The 20,868-nt window shown below is 58.4% G+C and carries 22 protein-coding genes and 1 pseudogene; 6 read left to right on the top strand and 17 right to left on the bottom strand.

The window, feature by feature from the left end; genetic code table 11:
• The first annotated feature begins 6 nt into the window (after positions 1–6).
• Positions 7–210, top strand: a complete 204-nt coding sequence (locus tag C8029_RS04630) for a hypothetical protein (RefSeq protein ID WP_152002371.1) — start codon at positions 7–9, stop codon at positions 208–210.
• On the top strand, positions 210–1,079 hold the full coding sequence (gene gluQRS / locus C8029_RS04625) for a tRNA glutamyl-Q(34) synthetase GluQRS (protein ID WP_152002370.1): 870 nt from the start codon (positions 210–212) through the stop codon (positions 1,077–1,079). Before C8029_RS04630 ends, gluQRS begins: the two co-directional genes overlap by 1 nt.
• 27 nt (positions 1,080–1,106) lie before the next feature.
• On the opposite strand, the gene hisI is transcribed toward gluQRS, so the two are convergent.
• Entirely contained in the window at positions 1,107–1,466 is a 360-nt protein-coding gene (gene hisI, locus C8029_RS04620) for a phosphoribosyl-AMP cyclohydrolase (protein WP_152002369.1), read from the bottom strand.
• Positions 1,467–1,530: 64 nt separating this feature from the next.
• On the opposite strand from hisI, the gene C8029_RS04615 reads away from it, so the two are divergent.
• A complete protein-coding gene (locus C8029_RS04615) occupies positions 1,531–2,022 on the top strand; it encodes an iron-sulfur cluster assembly scaffold protein (RefSeq protein ID WP_152002368.1) in 492 nt (163 codons plus the stop codon).
• A gap of 87 nt (positions 2,023–2,109) precedes the next feature.
• A complete protein-coding gene (locus C8029_RS04610; protein ID WP_226946229.1) occupies positions 2,110–3,468 on the top strand; it encodes a methyl-accepting chemotaxis protein in 1,359 nt (452 codons plus the stop codon).
• 185 nt (positions 3,469–3,653) lie between these two features.
• Here C8029_RS04610 and C8029_RS22660 read toward each other — a convergent pair whose 3' ends face one another.
• The 5 genes and pseudogenes from C8029_RS22660 to sciP all read right to left on the bottom strand — a co-directional run bounded on the left by C8029_RS22660 (position 3,654) and on the right by sciP (position 9,382).
• A complete protein-coding gene (locus C8029_RS22660) occupies positions 3,654–3,776 on the bottom strand; it encodes a hypothetical protein (RefSeq protein ID WP_269771043.1) in 123 nt (40 codons plus the stop codon).
• Between the two features lie 127 nt (positions 3,777–3,903).
• The gene (gene recG, locus C8029_RS04605) at positions 3,904–5,997 is read right to left on the bottom strand and encodes an ATP-dependent DNA helicase RecG (protein ID WP_009571893.1); all 2,094 of its coding nucleotides are present in this window, start codon (positions 5,995–5,997) and stop codon (positions 3,904–3,906) included.
• Positions 5,994–8,042 (bottom strand): NAD-dependent DNA ligase LigA, encoded by a 2,049-nt coding sequence (gene ligA / locus C8029_RS04600; protein ID WP_152002385.1) that lies wholly within the window; start codon positions 8,040–8,042, stop codon positions 5,994–5,996. Before ligA ends, recG begins: the two co-directional genes overlap by 4 nt.
• A gap of 225 nt (positions 8,043–8,267) precedes the next feature.
• Positions 8,268–8,986, bottom strand: a pseudogene (ctrA, locus tag C8029_RS04595) (response regulator transcription factor CtrA).
• Between the two features lie 117 nt (positions 8,987–9,103).
• The gene (gene sciP, locus C8029_RS04590) at positions 9,104–9,382 is read right to left on the bottom strand and encodes a CtrA inhibitor SciP (RefSeq protein WP_009571890.1); all 279 of its coding nucleotides are present in this window, start codon (positions 9,380–9,382) and stop codon (positions 9,104–9,106) included.
• Between the two features lie 125 nt (positions 9,383–9,507).
• Here sciP and mnmA point away from each other — a divergent pair, with 125 nt between their 5' ends.
• Both mnmA and C8029_RS04580 read left to right on the top strand, forming a co-directional pair.
• Positions 9,508–10,653: a tRNA 2-thiouridine(34) synthase MnmA gene (mnmA, locus tag C8029_RS04585; RefSeq protein ID WP_009571889.1), complete on the top strand. Its 1,146-nt coding sequence runs from the start codon at positions 9,508–9,510 to the stop codon at positions 10,651–10,653.
• Between the two features lies 1 nt (position 10,654).
• Complete coding sequence (locus C8029_RS04580) at positions 10,655–11,035, top strand: lysozyme inhibitor LprI family protein (protein WP_009571888.1); 381 nt, start codon at positions 10,655–10,657, stop codon at positions 11,033–11,035.
• On the opposite strand, the gene C8029_RS04575 is transcribed toward C8029_RS04580, so the two are convergent.
• The 11 genes from C8029_RS04575 to dxr all read right to left on the bottom strand — a co-directional run bounded on the left by C8029_RS04575 (position 11,025) and on the right by dxr (position 20,865).
• Complete coding sequence (locus C8029_RS04575; RefSeq protein ID WP_009571887.1) at positions 11,025–11,288, bottom strand: c-type cytochrome; 264 nt, start codon at positions 11,286–11,288, stop codon at positions 11,025–11,027. The genes C8029_RS04580 and C8029_RS04575 overlap by 11 nt on opposite strands.
• 57 nt (positions 11,289–11,345) lie before the next feature.
• Complete coding sequence (gene lpxB, locus C8029_RS04570) at positions 11,346–12,488, bottom strand: lipid-A-disaccharide synthase (RefSeq protein ID WP_152002366.1); 1,143 nt, start codon at positions 12,486–12,488, stop codon at positions 11,346–11,348.
• Positions 12,485–13,303, bottom strand: a complete 819-nt coding sequence (locus C8029_RS04565) for an LpxI family protein (protein WP_152002365.1) — start codon at positions 13,301–13,303, stop codon at positions 12,485–12,487. The genes lpxB and C8029_RS04565 overlap by 4 nt, the downstream gene beginning before the upstream one ends.
• Before the next feature lie 10 nt (positions 13,304–13,313).
• The gene (gene lpxA / locus C8029_RS04560) at positions 13,314–14,114 is read right to left on the bottom strand and encodes an acyl-ACP--UDP-N-acetylglucosamine O-acyltransferase (protein WP_152002364.1); all 801 of its coding nucleotides are present in this window, start codon (positions 14,112–14,114) and stop codon (positions 13,314–13,316) included.
• Between the two features lie 14 nt (positions 14,115–14,128).
• Positions 14,129–14,593, bottom strand: a complete 465-nt coding sequence (fabZ, locus tag C8029_RS04555; protein WP_009571883.1) for a 3-hydroxyacyl-ACP dehydratase FabZ — start codon at positions 14,591–14,593, stop codon at positions 14,129–14,131.
• A 160-nt stretch (positions 14,594–14,753) separates the two neighbouring features.
• On the bottom strand, positions 14,754–15,440 hold the full coding sequence (locus C8029_RS04550) for an OmpH/Skp family outer membrane protein (protein WP_152002363.1): 687 nt from the start codon (positions 15,438–15,440) through the stop codon (positions 14,754–14,756).
• Complete coding sequence (locus C8029_RS22245) at positions 15,440–16,222, bottom strand: BamA/TamA family outer membrane protein (protein ID WP_226946228.1); 783 nt, start codon at positions 16,220–16,222, stop codon at positions 15,440–15,442. The genes C8029_RS04550 and C8029_RS22245 overlap by 1 nt, the downstream gene beginning before the upstream one ends.
• Positions 16,162–17,784, bottom strand: a complete 1,623-nt coding sequence (gene bamA / locus C8029_RS04545) for an outer membrane protein assembly factor BamA (RefSeq protein ID WP_226946227.1) — start codon at positions 17,782–17,784, stop codon at positions 16,162–16,164. The genes C8029_RS22245 and bamA overlap by 61 nt, the downstream gene beginning before the upstream one ends.
• Positions 17,785–18,007: 223 nt before the next feature.
• Positions 18,008–18,139: a hypothetical protein gene (locus tag C8029_RS22655; protein ID WP_269771042.1), complete on the bottom strand. Its 132-nt coding sequence runs from the start codon at positions 18,137–18,139 to the stop codon at positions 18,008–18,010.
• 173 nt (positions 18,140–18,312) lie between these two features.
• Positions 18,313–19,650, bottom strand: coding sequence for an RIP metalloprotease RseP (gene rseP / locus C8029_RS04540; protein ID WP_152002362.1), 1,338 nt, complete (start codon positions 19,648–19,650; stop codon positions 18,313–18,315).
• A gap of 48 nt (positions 19,651–19,698) precedes the next feature.
• Positions 19,699–20,865, bottom strand: coding sequence for a 1-deoxy-D-xylulose-5-phosphate reductoisomerase (gene dxr / locus C8029_RS04535; RefSeq protein ID WP_152002361.1), 1,167 nt, complete (start codon positions 20,863–20,865; stop codon positions 19,699–19,701).
• Positions 20,866–20,868 lie beyond the last annotated feature (3 nt).

The raw sequence follows: 20,868 nt of genomic DNA, 5'->3' as shown, positions 1-20,868 counted from the left end.
CTTGCCTTGAATTACATCCTCGCGATTTTCCTGCCGCCCCTGTCGATCCTGCTGACAGGGCGGCCCTTTGTGGCCGTTTTCACCTTTTTGATCTGGGTGCCCGCGCTGATCTTTTCGGGCGGATTGACCCATCCAATGTTTATCCTCCTGGCGTGGTTTCTGATCTTTCAAGCCCGCGAGGATCGGCGTGACCGCGGACGTCGCCGGTAATGCCCCCTTCGACGCGCTACGTCACCCGGTTTGCCCCAAGCCCCACAGGGCCTTTGCATCTGGGGCACGCCTATTCGGCGCTGACGGCCTATGAGCGTGCGCGCCGCCATGACGGACTATTTCTATTGCGGATCGAGGATGGTGACATCACCCGCTGTCGCCCGGAATGGGAGGCCTTGATCTATGCCGATCTGCGCTGGCTCGGCCTGTCCTGGCCTGAACCGGTTTTGCACGTCACGGCACGCGAAGACATCTACGCAAGTACCTTGAGCGGCCTCGAAGAATTGGACCTGATCTACCCCTGTTCCTGCACCCGCCGCGACGTGATGAATGCGCTCTCCGCCCCGCAAGAAGGCGCGCCGATGGGGCCGGATGGTGTAATCTATCCCGGCACCTGTCGTCACCGTGCGATGGCCTCGTTTCGCCATGGCGAGGCGGTGCGGCTTAACATGCAAAAAGCCGTGGAATATCTGGGAGATGTGACACGTTTTTCATGGGTTGAAACCGGCCCGGACGTCCCTGGAGCTCATCGTTTGAGCGCCCATCAATTGATCCATCATGTTGGGGACATCGTGCTGGCCCGTAAAGAGATCGGCACCGCCGCCTATCATCTCTCGGTGGTGTTGGATGATGCCCATCAGGGCGTGACCGAGGCCGTACGCGGCGCGGATTTAAGAGAGGCGACCCAGATTCACCGGCTGTTGCAAGCGCTGTTGGATTTGCCCGAAATCGCCTATCACCACCACGCTTTGATCCGGGATTCCAAAGGTATACGCCTTGCCAAACGCGCCGATGCCAAGGCGATTTCGAAGTTTCGCGAAGAAGGGTTGTCCCCGGATGACGTCAAAGAAATGATCGGGTTAGTATAATTCTTTCATGTCTTTATGAGGCAAACCTCATGCCATGGGTGACATCAACTCAACCACATCCCCATCCCGCACCGCGCGGTAAAAACACGACCGGCGATTGGTGTGGCAGGCAGGCCCGGTCTGGGCCACCGTCACAAGGATGCAATCGCTGTCGCAATCATAACGAAAATCGACCAGCTCCTGCACATGGCCCGAGGTCTCGCCCTTGATCCAAAACGCCTGACGTGAGCGCGACCAATAGGTCACCCGCCCCGTCTCCAGAGTCTTTTGCACCGCCGCCTCATTCATCCACGCCATCATCAAAACATCGCCGCTCTCGGCGTCTTGGGCGATGGCCGGGATCAGCCCTTTGTCATCATATTTGAGCGAAGCCGGGTCAAAGCGCATGGCAGGTCCTTTCCATAGGCGGGTCTGTGACCTATCTAAGAGAGCAGTTGATGAAAGGCAAACCATGTCCACTCAAACCACGGGTCCAACAACGGCGCAAAACACCGTCGAACTGGCCAAGCTCTACTCCGGTAAACTCTTGGCTCTGGCTGCCGATATTCCGCTAACCGGGCGGCTTGAGACGCCACAGGCCAGCGTGCGCGAGCGCGCGCCGCTCTGTGGCTCGACCGTGACCGTGGATTTGGATGTGGCGGACGGAAAAGTCCTGCGCTTTGCCCAAGACGTCAAAGCCTGTGCGCTGGGTCAGGCGGCAGCATCCGTGCTGGGTGCGCAGGTCATCGGGCGGACCGGAGCCGAACTGGCGCAGGCGCGTGATGAGCTTGAGGCGTTTTTGAAACAGAACGGCCCGGTGCCCTCCGCGCCCTTTGACGGATATGAGGCGCTTTTGCCCGCGCGCGACTATAAAAATCGCCATGCTTCGATCCTTTTGGCCCTCACTGCGGCCAAAAATGCCTTTGAATTGGCCGAGAAGGCTCAGAATTTAACGAACTCGTAAGAGGCGTGGTCCATTGTCCTCCTGCAATTGGAGGCCTCAATGATTCCGAATCCTGACTTTGAAAACGCAACATCTGCGGATCACAGAATGAGCTTGTTGGCCAAATATGCCGGTCGACTTGGCTTTGAAGTTGTGGACATCGCGGGATTTCTGGACAGCGTCGATGAACAATCCAAAAGTCAGATCGCGGTTCTGGCGGATGTGCAATCCTCCGCCGCAGACGTGATGACCGCCAATGGTGCGGTGCGTGACGCTTTGACGACGGTGACCAGCATCACCGATCAAACCCTCAATCGCGTTGAGGGGTCGGTGGGATTTGTGCGCGAAAGCGGCCAAAAATCTCAACATGTGGCCTCATGGGTGAAAGATCTGTCGGAGCGTATGGAACGGGTCGCAAGTTCACTGAGTGCCGTTGAGGCGGACAACACCAATATCGCCGACATTGCCCGTCAGGTGAATATTCTCGCCATCAATGCCAAAATCGAGGCGGCGCGCGCCGGTGACAGCGGGCGTGGCTTTGGCGTGGTGGCCGAAGCCATCAACGAATTGTCGCGCAAAACCGCCCGCGCCGCCGCCGGGATCGAAGAGAACATTGCCACCCTGTCCGAATGGGTCGGACGGCTGCGCGAGGAGGCGACAGGTGTCTCCACTGACGCGGGCCATGTGATTTCCTCGGCCTCGGAAACGGATCTGGCGCTCACAGAAATCGCCCAAGGTGTACGTCAAACCCACGACGCCACCCGGATCATGGTCACAGAGGCCGACAAGGTTCGAGACGCTGTCGCGCGGTTCCAACCCGCCTTTGACCAAATCGGCAAAGCCGCCAATGCCACCGCTGAGGGCATCCATGTTGCGCATGAGCGCGTCGATAAGTTGATCGACACCTCTGAAACCATTTTCCAAACCACCGTTGCTCTGGGCGGTGCCAGCGAAGATTTGGTCTTTATCAACAAGGTGCAAGAGGCCGCCTTTCGGATTTCAGAACTTTTTGCTGATGGCATGAGTTCGGGACGCATCAGTCACTCAGACCTTTTTGACCGAAGCTACGTTGAACTCGCCAACACCGATCCGCAACAATATGTGGCGCGGTTCACGGCCTTTACGGATGAGGTCTTGCCCGCGGTTCAAGAGCCTATGCTTGAGTTTAACCCCAAGGTCGTCTTTTGTGCGGCGCTTGATCCAAACGGCTATTTGCCAACCCACAATGTTAAATTCTCCGCACCGCAAGGTCATGATCCGGCCTGGAACGCCGCCAATTCCCGCAATCGGCGCATTTTTAGCGATCGGGTGGGCCTGAAAGCCGGGCGAAACACCCAACCCTTCCTGCTCCAAGTCTATCGTCGCGATATGGGAGCGGGCAAATTCATGATGATGAAAGATCTCTCTGCCCCGATTTTCGTGGATGGCAAACACTGGGGCGGCTTGCGTTTGGGATATACGTTCTGACGCATCACCTTAACCTGAGCGCCCTAAAAAAAATCCGCCGCACTTCAGAAGAAGGCGGCGGGAAGTACGATCTGAGACCCGCGGGGTTGATGGGATGAGGGACCATCACTGACGGGAACAGGTATGTCAGACCCAAGAGTGGGCTGCGGGTTGGGGATCAGATCTGAGGCAAACGAAGATGGGCGTTACACCAAGGCCGGTAGGCTCAACCCACCCAAGAGGATGACCAAAAGTGCGATCGCACCGATCATGTCTTGTACCAGTGTTCCTTGCGACCGGGTGGCAACGGATTTGAGGTCCTTGATCATGTGAGCATCCTTTGAGACAGGTTGGTTAATGATGTGTTGCCACTTTGTTCTCATTTTCAAAGATCCATGTAAAGAACTTTTTAAGAACATTCGCGAACAAAATGAAATCCACCTGCGTTAAAATCTACTAACCCACTGAAATCAAACGGATTGCCTCATCCTTCCCCATCAACCAAAGAAGAACACGCACGGCCTGCCCGCGGTCGCTTGAAAGCGTCGGATCATCATGCATCAGCTTGCGCGCATCACTTTGCGCCAAAGCCATCAGCGCCGATTGCCGCTCCAAATCCGCCACCCGAAAGCGTGGTAGCCCGGATTGAGCCGTGCCCAACACGTCGCCCGCGCCGCGCATTGCCAAATCTTCCTCGGCAATGCGAAACCCATCTTCGGTCTCGCGCAAAATCTCCAACCTGCGCCGACCGGTCTCGGTCAGAGGCGGCTGATAGAGCAGCAAACAGGTCGAGGCGACATCGCCGCGCCCAACCCGTCCGCGTAATTGGTGCAACTGTGCCAGGCCAAAATGCTCCGCCCGCTCAATCACCATGATCGACGCATTGGGCACATTGACCCCCACTTCGATCACCGTTGTGGCCACCAAAACCGCAATCTCGCCCGCCGCGAACTGTGCCATGGTCCGGTCTTTGTCCTCAGGTGGCATTTGTCCATGCACAAGCCCAACATGCCCCTCGCCCAAAACCGCGCGCAGATGTTTGAACCGTTCCTCGGCGGCCATCATATCGACCAGCTCGCTTTCCTCGACCAGCGGACAAACCCAATAGGCCTGCCGTCCCTTCTCAATCGCACCCCGTAAATGTGCCACAACCTCGTCGATCCGATCCGTCGCACTTAGGGCCGTTTTGATCGGCGTGCGCCCAGGGGGCTTTTCGTCCAAAATCGACAGGTCCATATCGCCGTAATGGGCCAGGGAGAGCGAGCGAGGGATCGGCGTCGCCGTCATCACCAAAACATCCACCGCCTGCCCCTTTTGCGCCAAAGCCAAACGTTGCGTGACCCCAAACCGGTGCTGCTCGTCAATGATCGAGAGGCGTAAATCGTGAAATACCACCTCGTCTTGGAACACCGCATGGGTGCCGACAAGGATGTGAATGTCACCACGGGCAAGCGCATCGAGTTTGGCTTTGCGCTCTCGCCCTTTGTCGCGCCCGGTCAAAAGCTCAATCACAACACCCGCCGCCTCAGCCATGGGTTTGAGCCCCTCAAGATGTTGACGCGCAAGGATTTCTGTCGGCGCCATCATCACGCCCTGCCCGCCCGCCTCGACCGCGACCAAAAGTGCATCCAAGGCCACAAGCGTTTTCCCAGAGCCGACATCGCCCATCAAAAGCCGGTTCATCCGCGCAGGTTGCGCCATGTCTTCGGCGATTTCCGCCATCGCCCGCGCCTGTGCTCCGGTGGGCCTAAACGGCAAAGCGGCCAACATTTTTGCACGCAAATGACCATCGCCCACATTGATCCGGCCCTTGCCGCGACGCACCCGGGCGCGAGCCAAAGCCAAGGTCACTTGATGGGCAAAAAGTTCGTCGTAGGCCAATCGTTGCCGTGCGGGGGCGGTCGCCGCCACCTCATGAAGCGACAAAGGTCGGTGCGCCTGGGCCAAAGCGGAGTGAAACTCCGGCCAGCCTTCGCGCGCCCGCAAGGCCGGATCAATCCACTCCGCCATCTCCGGCACGCGCTCCAAAGCGCTTGCACTGGCCTTGGCCATGGTTTTTTGCGTCACCCCGGCGGTCAGCGGATAGACGGGTTCAAACTGCCCTAACTCCCCCGCCTCATCCGGCTCCAAAATGTGATCGGGATGCGGCATTTGATATTGATTGTCGTATAGCTCAACCTTGCCGGACAAAAGCCTGCGTTCGCCAATCGGCAATTGCGCCTCGATCCATTTCGGCGCGCCGCGAAAGAACACCACTTGAAAGGCGATCTCTGCATCTTCAACGATCACCCGATACGGCAGGCCTTTGCGCGTGGGCGGTTGATGGCGCAGCACCGTCACCTCGACCGTGGCGATCTCACCGGGCGCAATCTCGCGCAAACTGTCGCGCCGCCGCCGATCCACCACCGTATGGGGCAGCGTGAACAACAGATCACGCGGTCGCTCGATACCCATCGCCGGCAGCGCTTTTGCTGTCTTCGGCCCAACCCCCGCGAGGGTTTCAAGCCCGGCAAACAGCGGAAACAGGATATCCGGCCGCCCCGCGCTCATGCGGTGCCGATCAGGGCCAGCCAGCCGTCCTCGTCAAGCGTTTCGATGCCCAACTCGCGGGCTTTTTTCTCTTTTGACCCGGCACCCGGCCCCGCGACCAACAGGTCGGTTTTGGCGGAAACTGATCCTGAAACTTTCGCGCCCAAAGATTCGGCGCGGGCCTTGGCCTCGGCCCGGGTCATTTTTTCGAGCGTGCCGGTGAAAACCACGGTTTTGCCGCTCACCGGACTGTCATTTTTGGGTTTTGCCGCCTCAACGACGGTCAAATGCGCGACCAATCGGTCGATCGAGGCACGTTCTGCCTCTTGGTGGAAGGCAGTGATCACCGAGGTGGCCATGACCGCACCAACACCATCGACGGCCAAAAGATCCTCCCATTGCGTGCCAACACCGATCTGCGCCTCGGTCATCGCCGCCTCAAATGCGTCCCATGTACCGTAGGTTGTGGCCAAAAGGCTGGCGGAACTGTCGCCGACATGGCGGATACCGAGGGCAAAGATGAGTTTGGCCAAGGGGATGGTTTTGCGCACATCAATCGCGTCAAACAGGCTGTTGGCGGATTTTTCCCCCCAGCCTTCACGGTTTTTGAGCTGTTGCAGGCCCGTAGAGAATCGATCTCGCAGGGTGAAAATATCGGCAGGCTCTTTGATCCAGCCGTCTTTATAGAATTGTTCGACCTGTTTCGCCCCGAGCCCGTCTATGTCAAACGCGCCACGAGAGACAAAATGTTTCAATTTCTCAACGGCTTGCGCGGGGCAAATGAGACCGCCTGAGCAACGGCGCACCGCGTCGCCCTCTTCGCGGATCGCCTCGGAGCCGCATTCGGGACAGACGGTGGGATAGAGGAAAGGCACAGCATCATCAGGGCGTTTGCTCAGATCAACGTCGGCAATTTTGGGGATCACGTCTCCGGCGCGATAGACCTCAACCCAGTCGCCAACACGGATGTCTTTGCCGCCGCGAATTTCGCCACCTTTGCTGTCGCGTCCCGCGATGTAATCTTCGTTGTGCAGGGTCGCGTTGGAGACGACGACCCCACCCACAGTGACAGGAGTCAGGCGAGCAACGGGAGACAAAGCGCCGGTGCGGCCGACCTGAATGTCGATGGCTTCCAACCTGGTCCAAGCCAGTTCGGCGGGGAATTTATGGGCGATGGCCCATCGCGGCGTGGTGGAGCGAAAGCCAAGGCGGCGTTGCAGCGCGAGGTCATCAACCTTATAGACGACGCCATCAATGTCATAGCCTAACGTCGCCCGCTGGGCCTCGATGTTGTGATAATGCGCAATGAGATCGGTGATCTCTGTGAAGCGCCGGGTCAGCGGATTGATTTGAAAGCCAAGGGCCTGCAGGCGTCGGGTCGCGGCGGTTTGGGTATCGGCCAAGGGCGCGGACAACTCGCCCCAGGAGTAGGCGAAAAATTTCAGCGGCCTCGCACGGGTGATTTCGGGGTCGAGTTGGCGCAAGGACCCTGCGGCGGCGTTGCGCGGATTGGCGAATGTTTTGCCACCGCGTTCGGCGTGGCGGGCATTGAGCGCCGCAAAATCGGCATGGCTCATATAGACTTCACCGCGCACCTCAAGCACATCGGGGGCACCGTCCAGCGTTTGGGGAATATCCGCGATGGTTAGGGCATTGGCGGTGACATTTTCGCCAATCTCGCCATCACCACGCGTTGCGGCATGGATGATCTGGCCCATCTCGTAGCGGATGGACAGCGACAATCCGTCGATTTTGGGCTCCGCCGTATAGGCAATTTCGCCCGGCGCACCGAGATATTTGCGCACGGATTGGTCGAATTCCACCACGTCCTCATCGTCAAACGCATTGGACAGCGACATCATCCGCACGGCATGAGTGATTTTGCCAAAGCCCTCAGAGGGGGCTGCGCCGACCTGTTCACTGGGGCTGTCACTGCGTTTGAGATGTGGAAATCGCATCTCGATTTCGGCGTTTCGGCGTTTGAGCGCATCATATTCTGCGTCATCAAAGACCGGAGCGTCTTCGCGATGATAGGCGGCATTGGCCTGGGCCAAGAGATCGGCCAAACGCGCCAATCGGCGCGCGCCTGCGCCTCATCAAGCTGATCTATGGCGATGTCTGCCGACATAAAAAAACCTCCCCGGAATGCGCCTGCCCTATGGTTTAGGAGAGGTGCGCGGGGAGGTCCAGTCTGATAGATCCACGAAGAGAGAGAAAACGCCAAAGCCACTCATCACATTCAGGCAGCACCCACCATCACACAGAGGCCTGAGCTGAGAACTGGTCGGGGGTTATGCGCCCATGGCCAGTTGTTCATCCATACCGCCTGCAGAGGGTTCCGGGTCGCGCAGAACATAGCCACGGCCCCAAACGGTTTCGATGTAATTGTCGCCATCGGTGGCATTGGCCAGTTTTTTGCGCAATTTACAGATAAAGACGTCGATGATTTTGAGTTCCGGCTCATCCATACCGCCGTAAAGGTGGTTGAGAAACATTTCCTTGGTGAGCGTAGTGCCTTTGCGCAACGACAGCAATTCGAGCATTTGATACTCTTTGCCGGTCAGATGCACGGGTTTACCGCCGACAGACACGGTTTTCGCATCGAGATTGACCTCGATTTTACCGGTGCGGATGATGGATTGCGAATGGCCTTTGGAGCGGCGGATGATCGCATGGATACGGGCGACCAATTCTTCGCGGTGGAACGGTTTGGTGAGGTAATCGTCGGCCCCAAATCCGAATCCCTTGATCTTATTTTCGGTGTCATCGGCACCAGAGAGGATCAAGATCGGCGTATCAACACGGGCCAAGCGCAATTGACGTAGCACGTCGTGACCGTTCATATCCGGCAGGCCGAGATCCAAAAGGATCAAATCGTAATCATAAAGTTTGGCGAGATCGATGCCTCTTCACCCAAATCGGTCGTGTAGACGTTTAGATTCGCATGCGACAACATCAGTTCGATGCTTTTCGAGGTGGTGGGGTCGTCTTCAACCAGCAAAATACGCATACCCTAAATCTCCGTTGCTATCTTCTCATAAGCGTTCTTGTTGCGTTCGCTCCTTAGGAAGATGGTCAAAAATGGTTAACTACACGTTACCAATTTTAACCTTTTCGCATTTTCAACTCAGGGTTGTCTATATTTTTGTACCGCAGTGGCCTTTAGCGCCGCTTCCCCATACTCAGAAATGGCATTTTTCCAGGAATTGAACTCTTCTTCGGACAATCCATAGAGTTTCAGCGCCTCGGTTTGGGGAATCAACCCAAACACAACACCTTTGACAACCGAAGCCTTGCGCGACGCCACCCAGCGGCGCGTTTCTGCCGGAGGCAGGTCAGCACGGGTCATAATCGACCCATCCGGCAGGGTCACCGCGCGCGGTCCATCGACTTTTTTCAGATACATGGGCTCACCCTTCGTTAAATTGCACCCCTCTTTTGCAACAACTCCCTTAATGGGGGGTGAAACCGCCTCTTGAGAATAGGTCGTATTTTCCTATATTATGCTCCTATTCCCGAAAGGATTTGTTCATGTCTCATGACGGCGCTCTCCCGCTGAACTCTTTAGGCTTTGCCAAAGCCCCCCAAGACACCCGCGTCGTTGTGGCGATGTCGGGCGGTGTCGATAGCTCTGTGGTGGCCGCGCAGCTGGCCGAAGAGGGCTATGATGTCATCGGTGTCACGCTTCAGCTTTATGATCATGGCGCCGCTTTGGCCAAGAAAGGCGCGTGTTGCGCGGGGCGCGACATTCATGACGCGCGGCGTGTGGCCGAAGAAATGGGCTTTCCCCACTATGTGCTCGACTATGAAAACGTGTTCAAAGACGCGGTGATTGACGAGTTTGCCGACAGCTATCTGGCCGGGGCCACGCCTGTGCCCTGCATCCGCTGCAACGAGCGGGTGAAGTTCAAGGACCTGTTGGAAACCGCCAAGGATCTGGATGCCGATTGCATGGCAACGGGTCATTATATCCAACGCGTGATGGGGGCAAACGGACCAGAGCTGCATTCGGCGGCGGATGCGAACCGCGATCAGAGCTATTTCCTGTTCTCGACCAAGCCCGAACAGCTCGACTATTTGCGCTTCCCGCTGGGCCATTTGCCCTCAAAGGATGCGACCCGCGCCTTGGCGGCGAAATACGGGTTGAGCGTGGCGGACAAGCCCGACAGCCAAGACATTTGTTTTGTGCCAAACGGCAATTACGCGCAGGTGATCGAAAAACTGCGCCCCGGTGCCGCCGATCCCGGCGACATTGTCGATCCCGAGGGCAATGTGTTGGGCAGCCATAATGGGGTGATTCATTACACCATCGGGCAACGCCGCGGGCTGGGCATCGGCGGCTTGGCCGATCCGCTCTATGTGGTCAAACTCGATGTCGACAAAAAACAGGTCGTCGTTGGGCCAAAAGACATGCTCGCCACCCGCAAAATTCCGGTGCGCGAAATCAATTGGCTGGGTGATGAGCCCTTTACCTCACGCGCCGAATGGCATGTGGCGGTGCGCGTGCGCTCGACCCGGCCACCGCGTGATGCAATCATCCGGCCGATCTCGGACACCGAAGCCGAGGTCGAATTGTTTGTCGCCGAAGAAGGCGTCTCGCCCGGTCAGGCCTGCGTGTTCTACGACACCGACAGCCCGCGCATCTTTGGCGGTGGCTGGATTTGGCGGGGCTATTGAGATGCGAGCGCTGGCGCTGGCTTTGATGGCGGCTTTTCCAACAGCGGCGCTGTCTGATCCGGTGGGCGAATGCGGGGGCGGCTCTCAGGTTGAGATCGCCGACTGCCTTGCCCTGCAAGAGGACGCGGCGGAGCAGTCGATGCAAACCATCCTCGGCTTTGCCCGCGCCTCAGCGGCAGAGTTGGACGAGATCACCGAACGTTCTGTTGCCCTGCCTGCCTTGGAGGCGGCACAAACGGCGTGGGAGACCTACCGCGCTGCGCAATGTGACTTTATCGGCAGCACCTATGGCGGTGGGTCGGGCACGGGAATCGCGATCCGGTCCTGCCGGATTGAACTGACTCGCGCGCGTGAGACGGAGCTGCGCCACACTATTCGCTGAGGTCTTCAGGGGGCGACTGAGGCAAAAGATAGGCGACCAAATCCGCCCGATCCTGATCCGACCGCGTGCGGTGACGGGTCAGAAAAAGCGTCAAATCCTCTGGCGTCGCCTGCGATAAATCAAGCTGGGCCACATCGCGATGGCAGCGGGCGCAGGATTGGGTATAGATCATCGCCCCCTGCTCCGCATCGCCCAGTGGATCGGCGTAAAGCGGCAGGGTCATCAGCATCATCAGGGCAATAAAACGGATCATATCGGACCTCCAGTAAACAGTATAGCGCAGGGCGGGCCATCTGTCGTTGATCCAGAGCTACCCTGCGATGCCGTCCAAAATCGCCCGCGCCGCGCGCAGACCGGGGGCGTCGCCGCCGCGACCCAGCCGCTCCATCGTCACCGAGAGCGCATCGGTTTGCGCCTCGGGGTGCAGCAAGATGACGCTGAGCGCCGGGGCGATTTTTTCGGGGGTACAATTCTGCGCCAAAAACTCCGGCACAACCCGCGTTTCGGACACGAGATTGACCAAGGTCACCGTGTCGATCAGCAATTTGCGCTCGACAATCTTTTGGGTCAGCCAATTCATTTTATAGGCGATAACCATCGGCGTATCATTCGCCGCCAATTCCAAGGACACCGTGCCAGAGGCCGCCAGCGCCATATCGGCGGCTTTGAAGGCGGCGCGTTTCCCGGCGCGGTCGGAGGCCTCGATCAGGATCGGCGTCGCCGCCCAGTTCGAGGTCAGCTCGCGCACCAGATCCTCGACGCCCTGCGCCATTGGCAAAACGATCCTGGCGCTGGGGTGGGTTTGGGCGAACAAAGCCAAGGTCGCGCCAAAGGTCTCCGAAAGCCGCGTGACTTCGCCTTTGCGCGAGCCCGGCAGGACCAGGACCAAGGGCGCATCACCGACCTGATGTCGCTCGCGAAAGGCCGTCACCTCGGCCTCTGTGGCGATCTCATCGGTCACAACAGGGTGGCCGACAAAATCACAGCGCAATCCAACGCCGGTGAAATACGGCGGTTCAAACGGGAACAGCGCCAACACTTGATCGACCCGCGCGGCCATTTTCGCCGCCCGTTCGGGCCGCCACGCCCAGACTGTGGGCGCAACGTAATGACAGACGCGAATGTCGGAACGGGCTTTGATGATGTCGGCCACGCGCAGGCAGAAATCCGGGCTATCAATGGTCAAAACCACATCGGGTTGCCAGTCTAAAATGGCCTCGGCGACCTCGCGAATGCGGCGTTTGAGGTGGAAATATTTCGGCAGGATTTCCATGATCCCCATCAGGGAAAGCTCTGACATCGGGAATTGGCTGACCAGCCCCGCCTCCGCCATCATCGCGCCGCCGACACCGCGAAACTCCACATCACAGAGCGTTTTCAGCGCATCCATACAGGACGCGCCAAGCTTGTCGCCCGAGGCCTCGCCGGCAATGACAAAGACTTTCAGGCTCATAACGCTTTCAAGAACATGCCCGCCTCCGCAATCCGCGCTTTGACCGCATCCGCGTCCAAAACAATCACCTGCCCGGCTGGGATCACAACCCCGCCGATGCCCGCATTATGTGCCGCCGTGATCGTGTCCGGGCCGATGGTCGGCATGTCGATGCGCAGGTCCTGACCACGTTTCGGGCCTTTGACAAACACCCCCGGCGCGCGGCGCAGCGGATCGGGGGTTTGCGCGACATAGGCCAACATCGCATCCGTGCCTTGCACCGTCTCGATGCCCAACATCTGCCCCCCGGCGCAGACCGCACCCTGACCGACATCCAAGGGTGACAGCGCGTCCAAAACCGCCTTTGCCCGTGCCGCATCCGCCTCATCCTGCGCGGTCGGTTTACGACCCCAAATCGTGCCTTTTTCCAACACCAGATCCGGGCAAATCTCGGTGGCGGAGCGGATCATGAAGCCTTGGGTTTCAAACACAGAGATCACCTCGCGCAGCAGACCATCATCGCCCTTGCCCAAAGACATGGCAAGTTTGAGCGCATGGCGATCCATCAGCACCGGATTTATTTTGGGCCGCGCCATGGCACCCGCAAACGTGACCGCCACAACATCGCGCGCTTTCAAGTCCTTGAAGAGTTTACCGAGTTTTTCGACCCGCGCCGCAACATGTTCCGCGCCCTCGGGCACCGGAATATCGGAGAAGGTGACATAGACCGGATGGACCAACGCGTTCGCCAGTGTCACAGGCAAGCTGCCCGATCCGGCGATGATGGCGGTGCGTTTGACCGGACGCGTATCTGTGCGCCTTTCCGGGGGGGTCATCGGCACACCCTCATTTCGGCGTCAAAAATCCGCGGTCGCTGTCGCCCATGACAAAGGCCACCATGCGGGCGACATAATCGCTGTCGAAATCTTCGGACAGTCGCTGGGCCCGATCTTTGAACGCGCCTTCGCCCTGTTTGAGCATCTGAAACGCCGCGCGCAACTGGTTGATGTCGTCGCGGGCCACGCCTTTGCGTTTGAGCCCCACAAGGTTGAGCCCATCGAGTTCGGCACGCGGGCCTTGGACCAACGCATGCGGCAAAACGTCGGCGGTGACCATGGACAGCGCGCCAATGATGGCACCCTGCCCGATCCGCACCCATTGATGAATGCCCGACAGGCCGCCGACGATCACATCGTCTTCGATCACACAATGCCCGGCTACGGCGACGGAATTGACCAAAATCACCCGATCGCCGATCTGGGCGTCATGGGCAACATGGGCGCAGGCCATGAACAAGCCATCGTCGCCCACGCGCGTCACCCCGCCACCGCCCTCGGTGCCAAGGTTCATCGTCACATATTCGCGGATGCGGTTGCGTTTGCCGATCACAAGGCGGGTCTCTTCGCCTTTGAATTTCAAATCCTGCGGGATCGCCCCGATCGAGGCGAATTGAAACACCGTGGTCTCATCGCCGATCTCGGTCATGCCCTCGATCACCACATGGGATTTGATCACCACCCCTGCGCCCAACCGCACCTTAGGCCCGATCATACAGAACGGGCCAATCTGGCAGCCCGCGCCAATCACGGCCCCCTCTTCAATCACAGAAGAAGGATGGATTTTGGCGCTTGGGTCGATGAGGCTCATGAGATCGCTCCTGATCAGGTGTTGGACGCAGACAGGTCCATCATCGCGGTAAACGAGGCCTCACAGGCCACCTCGCCATCGACTTCGGCGCGGCCATCGAATTTCCACACTTTGCCACCGCCGCGTTTGACCGTGACATGCATCTTAAGCTGATCACCCGGCACCACTTTGCGGCGGAATTTACAGCCGTCGATGTTCATGAAAAACACGTTAAACACCTTATCGGCCAGGTCCATATGCACACCGACCAACACAGCCGCCGTTTGCGCCATCGCCTCGACAATCATCACGCCGGGCATCACCGGCATGCCCGGAAAATGCCCGGTGAAATGCGGTTCATTGAAGGTGACGTTTTTGATGCCGGTGCAGCCGGTGCTGGTGTCGATGTCGATCACCCGATCCACCAACAAAAACGGATAGCGATGCGGCAAAATCCGTTGAATCAAATCAATATCGGCGGTTTTCAGGTGGTCCGTCATATCTCTTCCCTCGGCCTTTGATCTTATCTTTATCTATGTCACGCGACGCCGGGTCCAAGCATACGGGCCAGATCGGTCCCATGTGCCAGTCTGGCATAAAATTCGTCCCGTTTTCTACCAACAGCGCCCCGCGGTGACAAGCGGTGTGGACGCCTCAGGCCTAGTCAGCGGTTTTGGGTTGGGTGTCTTGCGTTTCTGCGTCTTCTGCGGGCGGCTCTTTGGGCGCTGTGGCCGTGGCGGCGTCACGCTGGGCCTGAATCGCATCCAGCCGATCAATGACAACTTTTGTGACATCAATCGAACCGGACATCAAATACACCTGTTGCCGTTCAAACACCACCACCGCCCCAAGATCGCGCGCGACACGGGTCAGGACCGTGTTCATCTCGGTCTCCATCTCTTCCAACGCGCTGTCATAGAGGCGTTGCACCGCTTGCGCCTTTTCGTCCTGTTGCGCGCGCACCTCGGTGACTTTGGCGTCAAACTCGGCAGCGCGGGCGCGAAAGGCCTCTTCGCTCATCATCTTGCGTTGGTCGGAGATTTCCTGCTCTTCGGCTTCCAGATCGGCGTAGATTTGGTCGTTCTCCGCCAAAAGAGCGGCGCGTTCCGACTCGATCTGGGCTTCGAGCGCCACGCCCATCTGACTTTGCGCTATGATCCGGGCCCGGTCAAAGGCCAAAATCGGAAAGATCTGCTCGGCCTGAATCTGCTGGGCCTGAGGCTGCTCAGACTGAACCGGTGGTGTTGCACGGCTCGGGGCCTCTTGGGCCAAAGCTGGGGGCGCGCCCGTCACAACGGCCAGCCCTGCCCCCAGCATTGCCAAAGACCACAGCCGCAGACCCGACATCAGAAGCTCGTGGAGATGGTCAGGTCGAAGCTCTGCTCTTTGTCATAGTCTTCCTTATCCAACGCCTTGGTAAAGTTGAACCGCAGCGGCCCCAAAGGTGTGGTCCAGAAGATCGACGCACCAATCACTGAGCGCCAGTTCGGATCATCACTCCCGGCAATAATGGCGGTTGTGTCGTCAAGACCCCAGACGGAGCCATAGTCAAAGAATACGCCACCTGTGAGGCCGTATTCTTCCGGCAAGCCCAACGGGAAATCGGCCTCAAGACGCGCCACAGCGTAATAATTGCCGCCCAAAGCCAGATCATTGGTGGTTGACCGCGGGCCAATGCCGCCCGTTTCAAAGCCACGGATGATCGACGGGCTATTGAAATAGCGGTTGGACACGCGCGTGCCATCGTCGCTTTCAATGATCCCGCCCTCAACGGTGGCGCGCAGGGTCACCTCTTCGTTCAGGACTTTCATTTCGCCGGTCAGTTCCGCCGAGGTGCGGGTGAAATCAACGTCGCCACCGATCACACCAGCATAATCCTGACCAAATTTAAACAGCAAGCCCGCATTCGGGTTAAGCCCGGTGCGGCGGGTGTCATAACTATAGCTGTAGCCCAGAGAATGCGTCACCAGCCCGCCCGCGTCGATGTCGGCTTGGATCTGAGACGGCAGATCGGCGTAATTGCTGTCAACCTCGCGGACTTCGCTCCACTCGCTACGGTAATTCAGCGTCAAAACACCGTTTTGCGAGATCGGGAAGGACAGGCGCGGCGAAAGATACGCCCGGCGCACGTCATGGTCGGCGTAGCCGGTTGCGAGCTGCTGATCCCGGCACCAAAGCCAAAACCGACATCACGCCCGAGGAATGCAGGTTCGAAAAAGTTGAACGACAGATTACCATCGTCAAGTTTCGTGGTCAGGTTGAAAGACAGGCTTTGCCCCCGACCCAGGAAATTTGCCTCGCTGAAAGAGGCCACAAGATTGGCCCCGTCCGAAACCGAGAAGTTGGCCCCAAAGGTGAAAGAGCCGGTCGGTTTTTCGGTGACATTGACATCGACCACGACCTGCTCGCCAGAGGAGCCTTCGCGGGTGTTCACATCGGCGTTGGAGAAAAAGCCAAGGGCGCGGATGCGGTCCGCCGCTTCGCGAATTTCGCGCGGGTTGAACGGGTCGCCTTCGACCACTTTGAACTGATGGCGAACCACGCGGTCCAATGTGGTGGCATTGCCTTCGATGTCGATGCGTTCGACAAAGACGCGCGGGCCACGCACAAGGGCAAATTCGATGTCCAGCGTCTGGGCGCGGTCATTGCGGGTGACACGCGGCTCGACCCGCAGGAAATCAATCCCCTTCTTCGTCGCCAGCGTTTCCATCCGGGCGATCACATTGTCCACGGCAAGCGGCGAATAGGTCTGGCCACTGCGGATATTGACGACCTTTTGGAACTCTTCCGCGTCGGCCTCATCAAGCCCGGAGACTGTGGAGATCGTGCCAAATTCGTATTTCTGGCCTTCGCGCACGTTGAAGGTCAGGAAATAGGCGTTGCGTTCGCGCGAAAATTCGGCGGCGACGTTCAACACCTGAAAATCGACATAGCCGCGCGAGGTGTAGAAATCCATCAACACCCGTTTGTCGAATTCGATGCGGTCTTCGGCATAGGTGTCTTTGCCGATGATAAAGCGGAAAATCCCCGCCTGTTTGGTTTCCAGCACGCGACGCAGACGCGAGTCTGAAAATTCACGGTTGCCGACAAAGCTCAGCCGTTCAATCTCAACGCCTTTGCCCTCGGTCACCTCAAACACCACATCCACGCGGTTGTCATTGCGGCGAATGATTTTCGGGGTCACGGTGGCGACAAGCTGACCTTTGACCTCATAGGCCTGTGTCAAAGCGGCGGCGTCTGCTTCGGCGTTGGCGGGCGAATAGACCCGGCGCACTTGCGTCGACAACATCGGCATCAACGCATCGTCAGAGATTTTGCGGTTGCCCTCAATCGAAATGCGCGACACCACCGGGTATTCGCTGACTTTGATCACCAAAGTCGATCCGCTTGGGATAAATTCAACGGTTTCAAACAGGCCGGAGGCCAAAACCTTTTGATAAGCGTCATTCAACTCAGCAGCGGAGACGCTCTGACCCCGAGCGATTCCCGCGTAGGACAGGATGGTGTCCGCCGAGACCCGCTGTGCGCCCTCAATCGAGACGTTGGAAAAGCGATAGCTCTGCGCCTGTGCCGCCGTGGGGAATACGGCATAAGACACTGATGTTGCTGCAAAAGCTGCAAAAGAGAGGGCAAAGGCACGCGCGGCAATGCGCTGTTTGCGACGGGTCGACTTTTGAATGATGGACACCATGACAGCTTTCTCGAAATTCCACAAAACGTTGTAGCTGAGTACCGGGATTACGGCCTCTTGTCAAAAGCCTAGCCCGCAGCACAGGCACCTTAACGCTGTGGCATTTACGCGAGGGGGTCATGCGCAAAACAAAAGGACCATCGCGATGCGAAAGCCCCTGCTTTGAAATCATAGAGATGCAGCTTTGTACTCGGGGGACATCCCCCACATGTTCAGCTCCCGTTCAGAGGAAAAACTGGCCAAAAAACGCTCCGGCGACCAGCGCCACGGTGATCGTTGCCGCGTACAAAAGACGATCCCAATTGAGATCGGCCAATTGCGAAAGGCTGCGATAGCTTGCACGAATTGCGGTCATCTCAGTCCCATCCTCTCTGTCACAGGCTCAAATCCTGGACCTTTTCAGGTATTTCACGCGTCGCATCGGCGCTCTGACAGAGGGATACATTTCGAATATGGCAAGAGTTGGGCCGTTTTCTCAATCACCTTGAAAAAACAGCTCCTCAATCGCGCAGAGACCGTCTGTTTTGATCACACACAGAACAGATCCGCAGACAGCCCAAGCACCATAAAGCTCAGGATCACCACAAGACCCACGGTCATCATCACGCCCACGGCCCGATCCGGCAAAGGTTTGCCGCGCACCGCCTCATAGGCGTAAAATACCAGATGCCCGCCATCGAGCACCGGGATCGGGAACAGGTTCATCAGGCCGATGGCCGTCGACAGGGTCGCAATGGTCAAAAAGAACGAGGACACACTCACGGAAGCCGCCGAGGACACGACCTGTGCGATCCCCACGGGGCCTGACAGGTTACAGGCCGAAATCGCGCCGATCGACATGTTGTAAATCGCCGACAAGGACAATGAAATCACCGCCCACACTTGGCCCACCCCGGCGCTGACCGCCTCGCCAAAGGACACAGGCACCGAGCCGATGGTGAAATAGGTGCCGCCCGCGATGCCAATCATGTAGCGGGTCTCAAATCCGCCTTCGGGCAGCGGCAGATCGCGTTGGCGCGGCGTCATTTTGGCTTCAAAGGTTTGACCATCACGCAGCACGGTCAGGGTTGCTTCGCCGCCTTTGAAATTGCTGAAATAGGCCAAAAGATCGCCAAAGGTCGCAACCTCCACCCCGTCAATCGCGGTGATCATATCGCCGGTTTCCAGCCCCGCGTCTTTGGCGGCGGATTTCATGCTAAACTCGTCGATCCGCGCCGGAAACGGATGCGGCGCTTCGACCGTTTGTTCAACGCCATCGCGCAGCACGGTATAGGGCAAACTCATCTCATGCGGCAGGCTGGCGATAAAATCGCTATAGCCTTCAAGACCTTCGGGCACCGGGGTCCCGGCAATCGCCACGATTTCATCACCCGGTTCGATGCCCACCTCGATCGGCATTTTGGAAATCTCATCAACGATCAACACATCGCCGGATTTGCCCATGGTGAACAGCACAGCGACAAACACCAGCGCCGAAAAGATAAAGTTGAACACCGGCCCCGCCGCGACCGTCAGTGTGCGCGCCCATAGCGGTGCCCCCGGCATGGTGTGGCGGGCCTCATCCGGGCTCAGGCCCTCGACCGCATGGGCGTCGGGAGCGGAGGCGGCATTGGCGTCGCCGGCGAATTTCACATAGCCCCCAAAAGGCAGCGCAGCGAGTTGCCACACCGTGCCGCGTTTGTCCTTGCGCGACCAGATCACTTTGCCAAAGCCCAGCGAGAACACATCCGCCTTGATCCCGGACCAGCGCCCGACGATGTAATGGCCGTATTCATGCACGGTGACGATGATCGACAAGGCAATGATAAACACGATGACCGTATAGGCGGTGTTGCCAAAGCTCATCAGAAGCGTGGTGAAATCCATGGGCTGTCGATCCTCTGATCTCTTTAAATTTCTGTGGCGGTTTCCGCCTTAGAGTGTTTTTTGCACCGAGAACGCGCGGGCTCTCGCCTCTTTATCCGCTTCCAGCACATTATCCAAGCTCAAGGCGTTGACCCGCAGGCTCACACCCGATGACATGTCTTTGAGGACCGTTTCCACGATCCGCGCCATGTCCAAAAATCCAATTTTTTCGGCGATAAAAAGGTCCAAAGCCGCCTCTTTTGCGGCGTTGAACACGGCCCCGGCCACGCCGCCAATCGCCATCACCTCACGCGCCAATCTGAGCGCCGGGAACCGGACCTCATCGGGCGCTTCGAACTGTAGCGTGCCGATTTTGGCCAGATCCAACCGCGCCACCGGCAAATCGCGCCGCTCTGGCCAATGCAGCGCATAGCCTATGGCGTGGCGCATATCGGGTGCGCCCAGATGCGCCATCAGCGCCCCGTCGCGAAACCCGACCAGCGCATGCACGTAGGAGCCGGGATGCACCAACACCTCGATCTGTTCCGGCGCAAAGCCGAAATATTCCCGCGTTTCAATCAGTTCCAGCGCCTTGTTAAACATCGAGGCGGAATCAATCGTGATCCTCTGCCCCATATCCCAAGACGGATGTGTGCAGGCCTCGGCCAAGCGCGCGGTTTTCAGACGCTCCAGAGACCAGTCGCGAAACGGCCCGCCCGAGGCGGTGATGATCACCCGCTCGACCTCGGATTGATCCTCGCCCACCAGCGCCTGAAACACCGCCGAATGTTCGGAATCCACCGGCAAAATCCGCGCGCCGTGGCTGTGCGCCGAGCGCATCAACAAAGGCCCGGCTGTCACAAGACTTTCTTTGTTCGCCAGCGCCAAGGTCGTGCCGTGGCGCAGCGCATGAAGGCCGGGAGCCAACCCCGCAGCACCGACAATTGCCGACATGGTCCAATCGACCTCGCGCTCCGCCGCTTCAAGCAGCGCATGTGCGCCCGCCGTGGCCTGAATGCCAGTGCCAGACAGCGCCTCGCGCAGCGCCGGAAGACAATCGTCATAGGCGGTCACCGCGACTTCGGCTCCAAGCGCTCGCGCGTCATGCGCCAAAAGATCGACATTGCGCCCGCCGGTCAGCGCGACCACGTCATAGGCCTCGCGGTCACGTCGGATCAGGTCAATCGTGGACTGGCCAATGGAGCCGGTCGCGCCGAAAATGGAAATACGTCGCATGAC

This window comes from Roseobacter sp. TSBP12, assembly GCF_009129705.1.
GTDB lineage: Bacteria > Pseudomonadota > Alphaproteobacteria > Rhodobacterales > Rhodobacteraceae > Celeribacter > Celeribacter baekdonensis_A.
Note: the sequence above shows the minus strand (reverse complement) of the source record. Positions and strands in the feature narration are given on the sequence as shown.

What these genes read in the sequence shown, in the direction of transcription:
- C8029_RS22660 (WP_269771043.1), bottom strand. Translation starts at nt 3,776, where the DNA reads ATGATCAAGGACCTCAAATCCGTTGCCACCCGGTCGCAAGGAACACTG.
- C8029_RS04610 (WP_226946229.1), top strand. Translation starts at nt 2,110, where the DNA reads ATGAGCTTGTTGGCCAAATATGCCGGTCGACTTGGCTTTGAAGTTGTG.
- fabZ (WP_009571883.1), bottom strand. Translation starts at nt 14,593, where the DNA reads ATGACGGACCACCTGAAAACCGCCGATATTGATTTGATTCAACGGATT.
- dxr (WP_152002361.1), bottom strand. Translation starts at nt 20,865, where the DNA reads ATGCGACGTATTTCCATTTTCGGCGCGACCGGCTCCATTGGCCAGTCC.
- sciP (WP_009571890.1), bottom strand. Translation starts at nt 9,382, where the DNA reads ATGTATCTGAAAAAAGTCGATGGACCGCGCGCGGTGACCCTGCCGGAT.
- hisI (WP_152002369.1), bottom strand. Translation starts at nt 1,466, where the DNA reads ATGCGCTTTGACCCGGCTTCGCTCAAATATGATGACAAAGGGCTGATC.
- lpxB (WP_152002366.1), bottom strand. Translation starts at nt 12,488, where the DNA reads ATGAGCCTGAAAGTCTTTGTCATTGCCGGCGAGGCCTCGGGCGACAAG.
- C8029_RS04565 (WP_152002365.1), bottom strand. Translation starts at nt 13,303, where the DNA reads ATGACCCCCCCGGAAAGGCGCACAGATACGCGTCCGGTCAAACGCACC.
- bamA (WP_226946227.1), bottom strand. Translation starts at nt 17,784, where the DNA reads ATGGTGTCCATCATTCAAAAGTCGACCCGTCGCAAACAGCGCATTGCC.
- C8029_RS04580 (WP_009571888.1), top strand. Translation starts at nt 10,655, where the DNA reads ATGCGAGCGCTGGCGCTGGCTTTGATGGCGGCTTTTCCAACAGCGGCG.
- mnmA (WP_009571889.1), top strand. Translation starts at nt 9,508, where the DNA reads ATGTCTCATGACGGCGCTCTCCCGCTGAACTCTTTAGGCTTTGCCAAA.
- C8029_RS04550 (WP_152002363.1), bottom strand. Translation starts at nt 15,440, where the DNA reads ATGTCGGGTCTGCGGCTGTGGTCTTTGGCAATGCTGGGGGCAGGGCTG.
- recG (WP_009571893.1), bottom strand. Translation starts at nt 5,997, where the DNA reads ATGAGCGCGGGGCGGCCGGATATCCTGTTTCCGCTGTTTGCCGGGCTT.
- gluQRS (WP_152002370.1), top strand. Translation starts at nt 210, where the DNA reads ATGCCCCCTTCGACGCGCTACGTCACCCGGTTTGCCCCAAGCCCCACA.
- lpxA (WP_152002364.1), bottom strand. Translation starts at nt 14,114, where the DNA reads ATGAGCCTCATCGACCCAAGCGCCAAAATCCATCCTTCTTCTGTGATT.
- C8029_RS22655 (WP_269771042.1), bottom strand. Translation starts at nt 18,139, where the DNA reads ATGACCGCAATTCGTGCAAGCTATCGCAGCCTTTCGCAATTGGCCGAT.
- C8029_RS04575 (WP_009571887.1), bottom strand. Translation starts at nt 11,288, where the DNA reads ATGATCCGTTTTATTGCCCTGATGATGCTGATGACCCTGCCGCTTTAC.
- C8029_RS04615 (WP_152002368.1), top strand. Translation starts at nt 1,531, where the DNA reads ATGTCCACTCAAACCACGGGTCCAACAACGGCGCAAAACACCGTCGAA.
- rseP (WP_152002362.1), bottom strand. Translation starts at nt 19,650, where the DNA reads ATGGATTTCACCACGCTTCTGATGAGCTTTGGCAACACCGCCTATACG.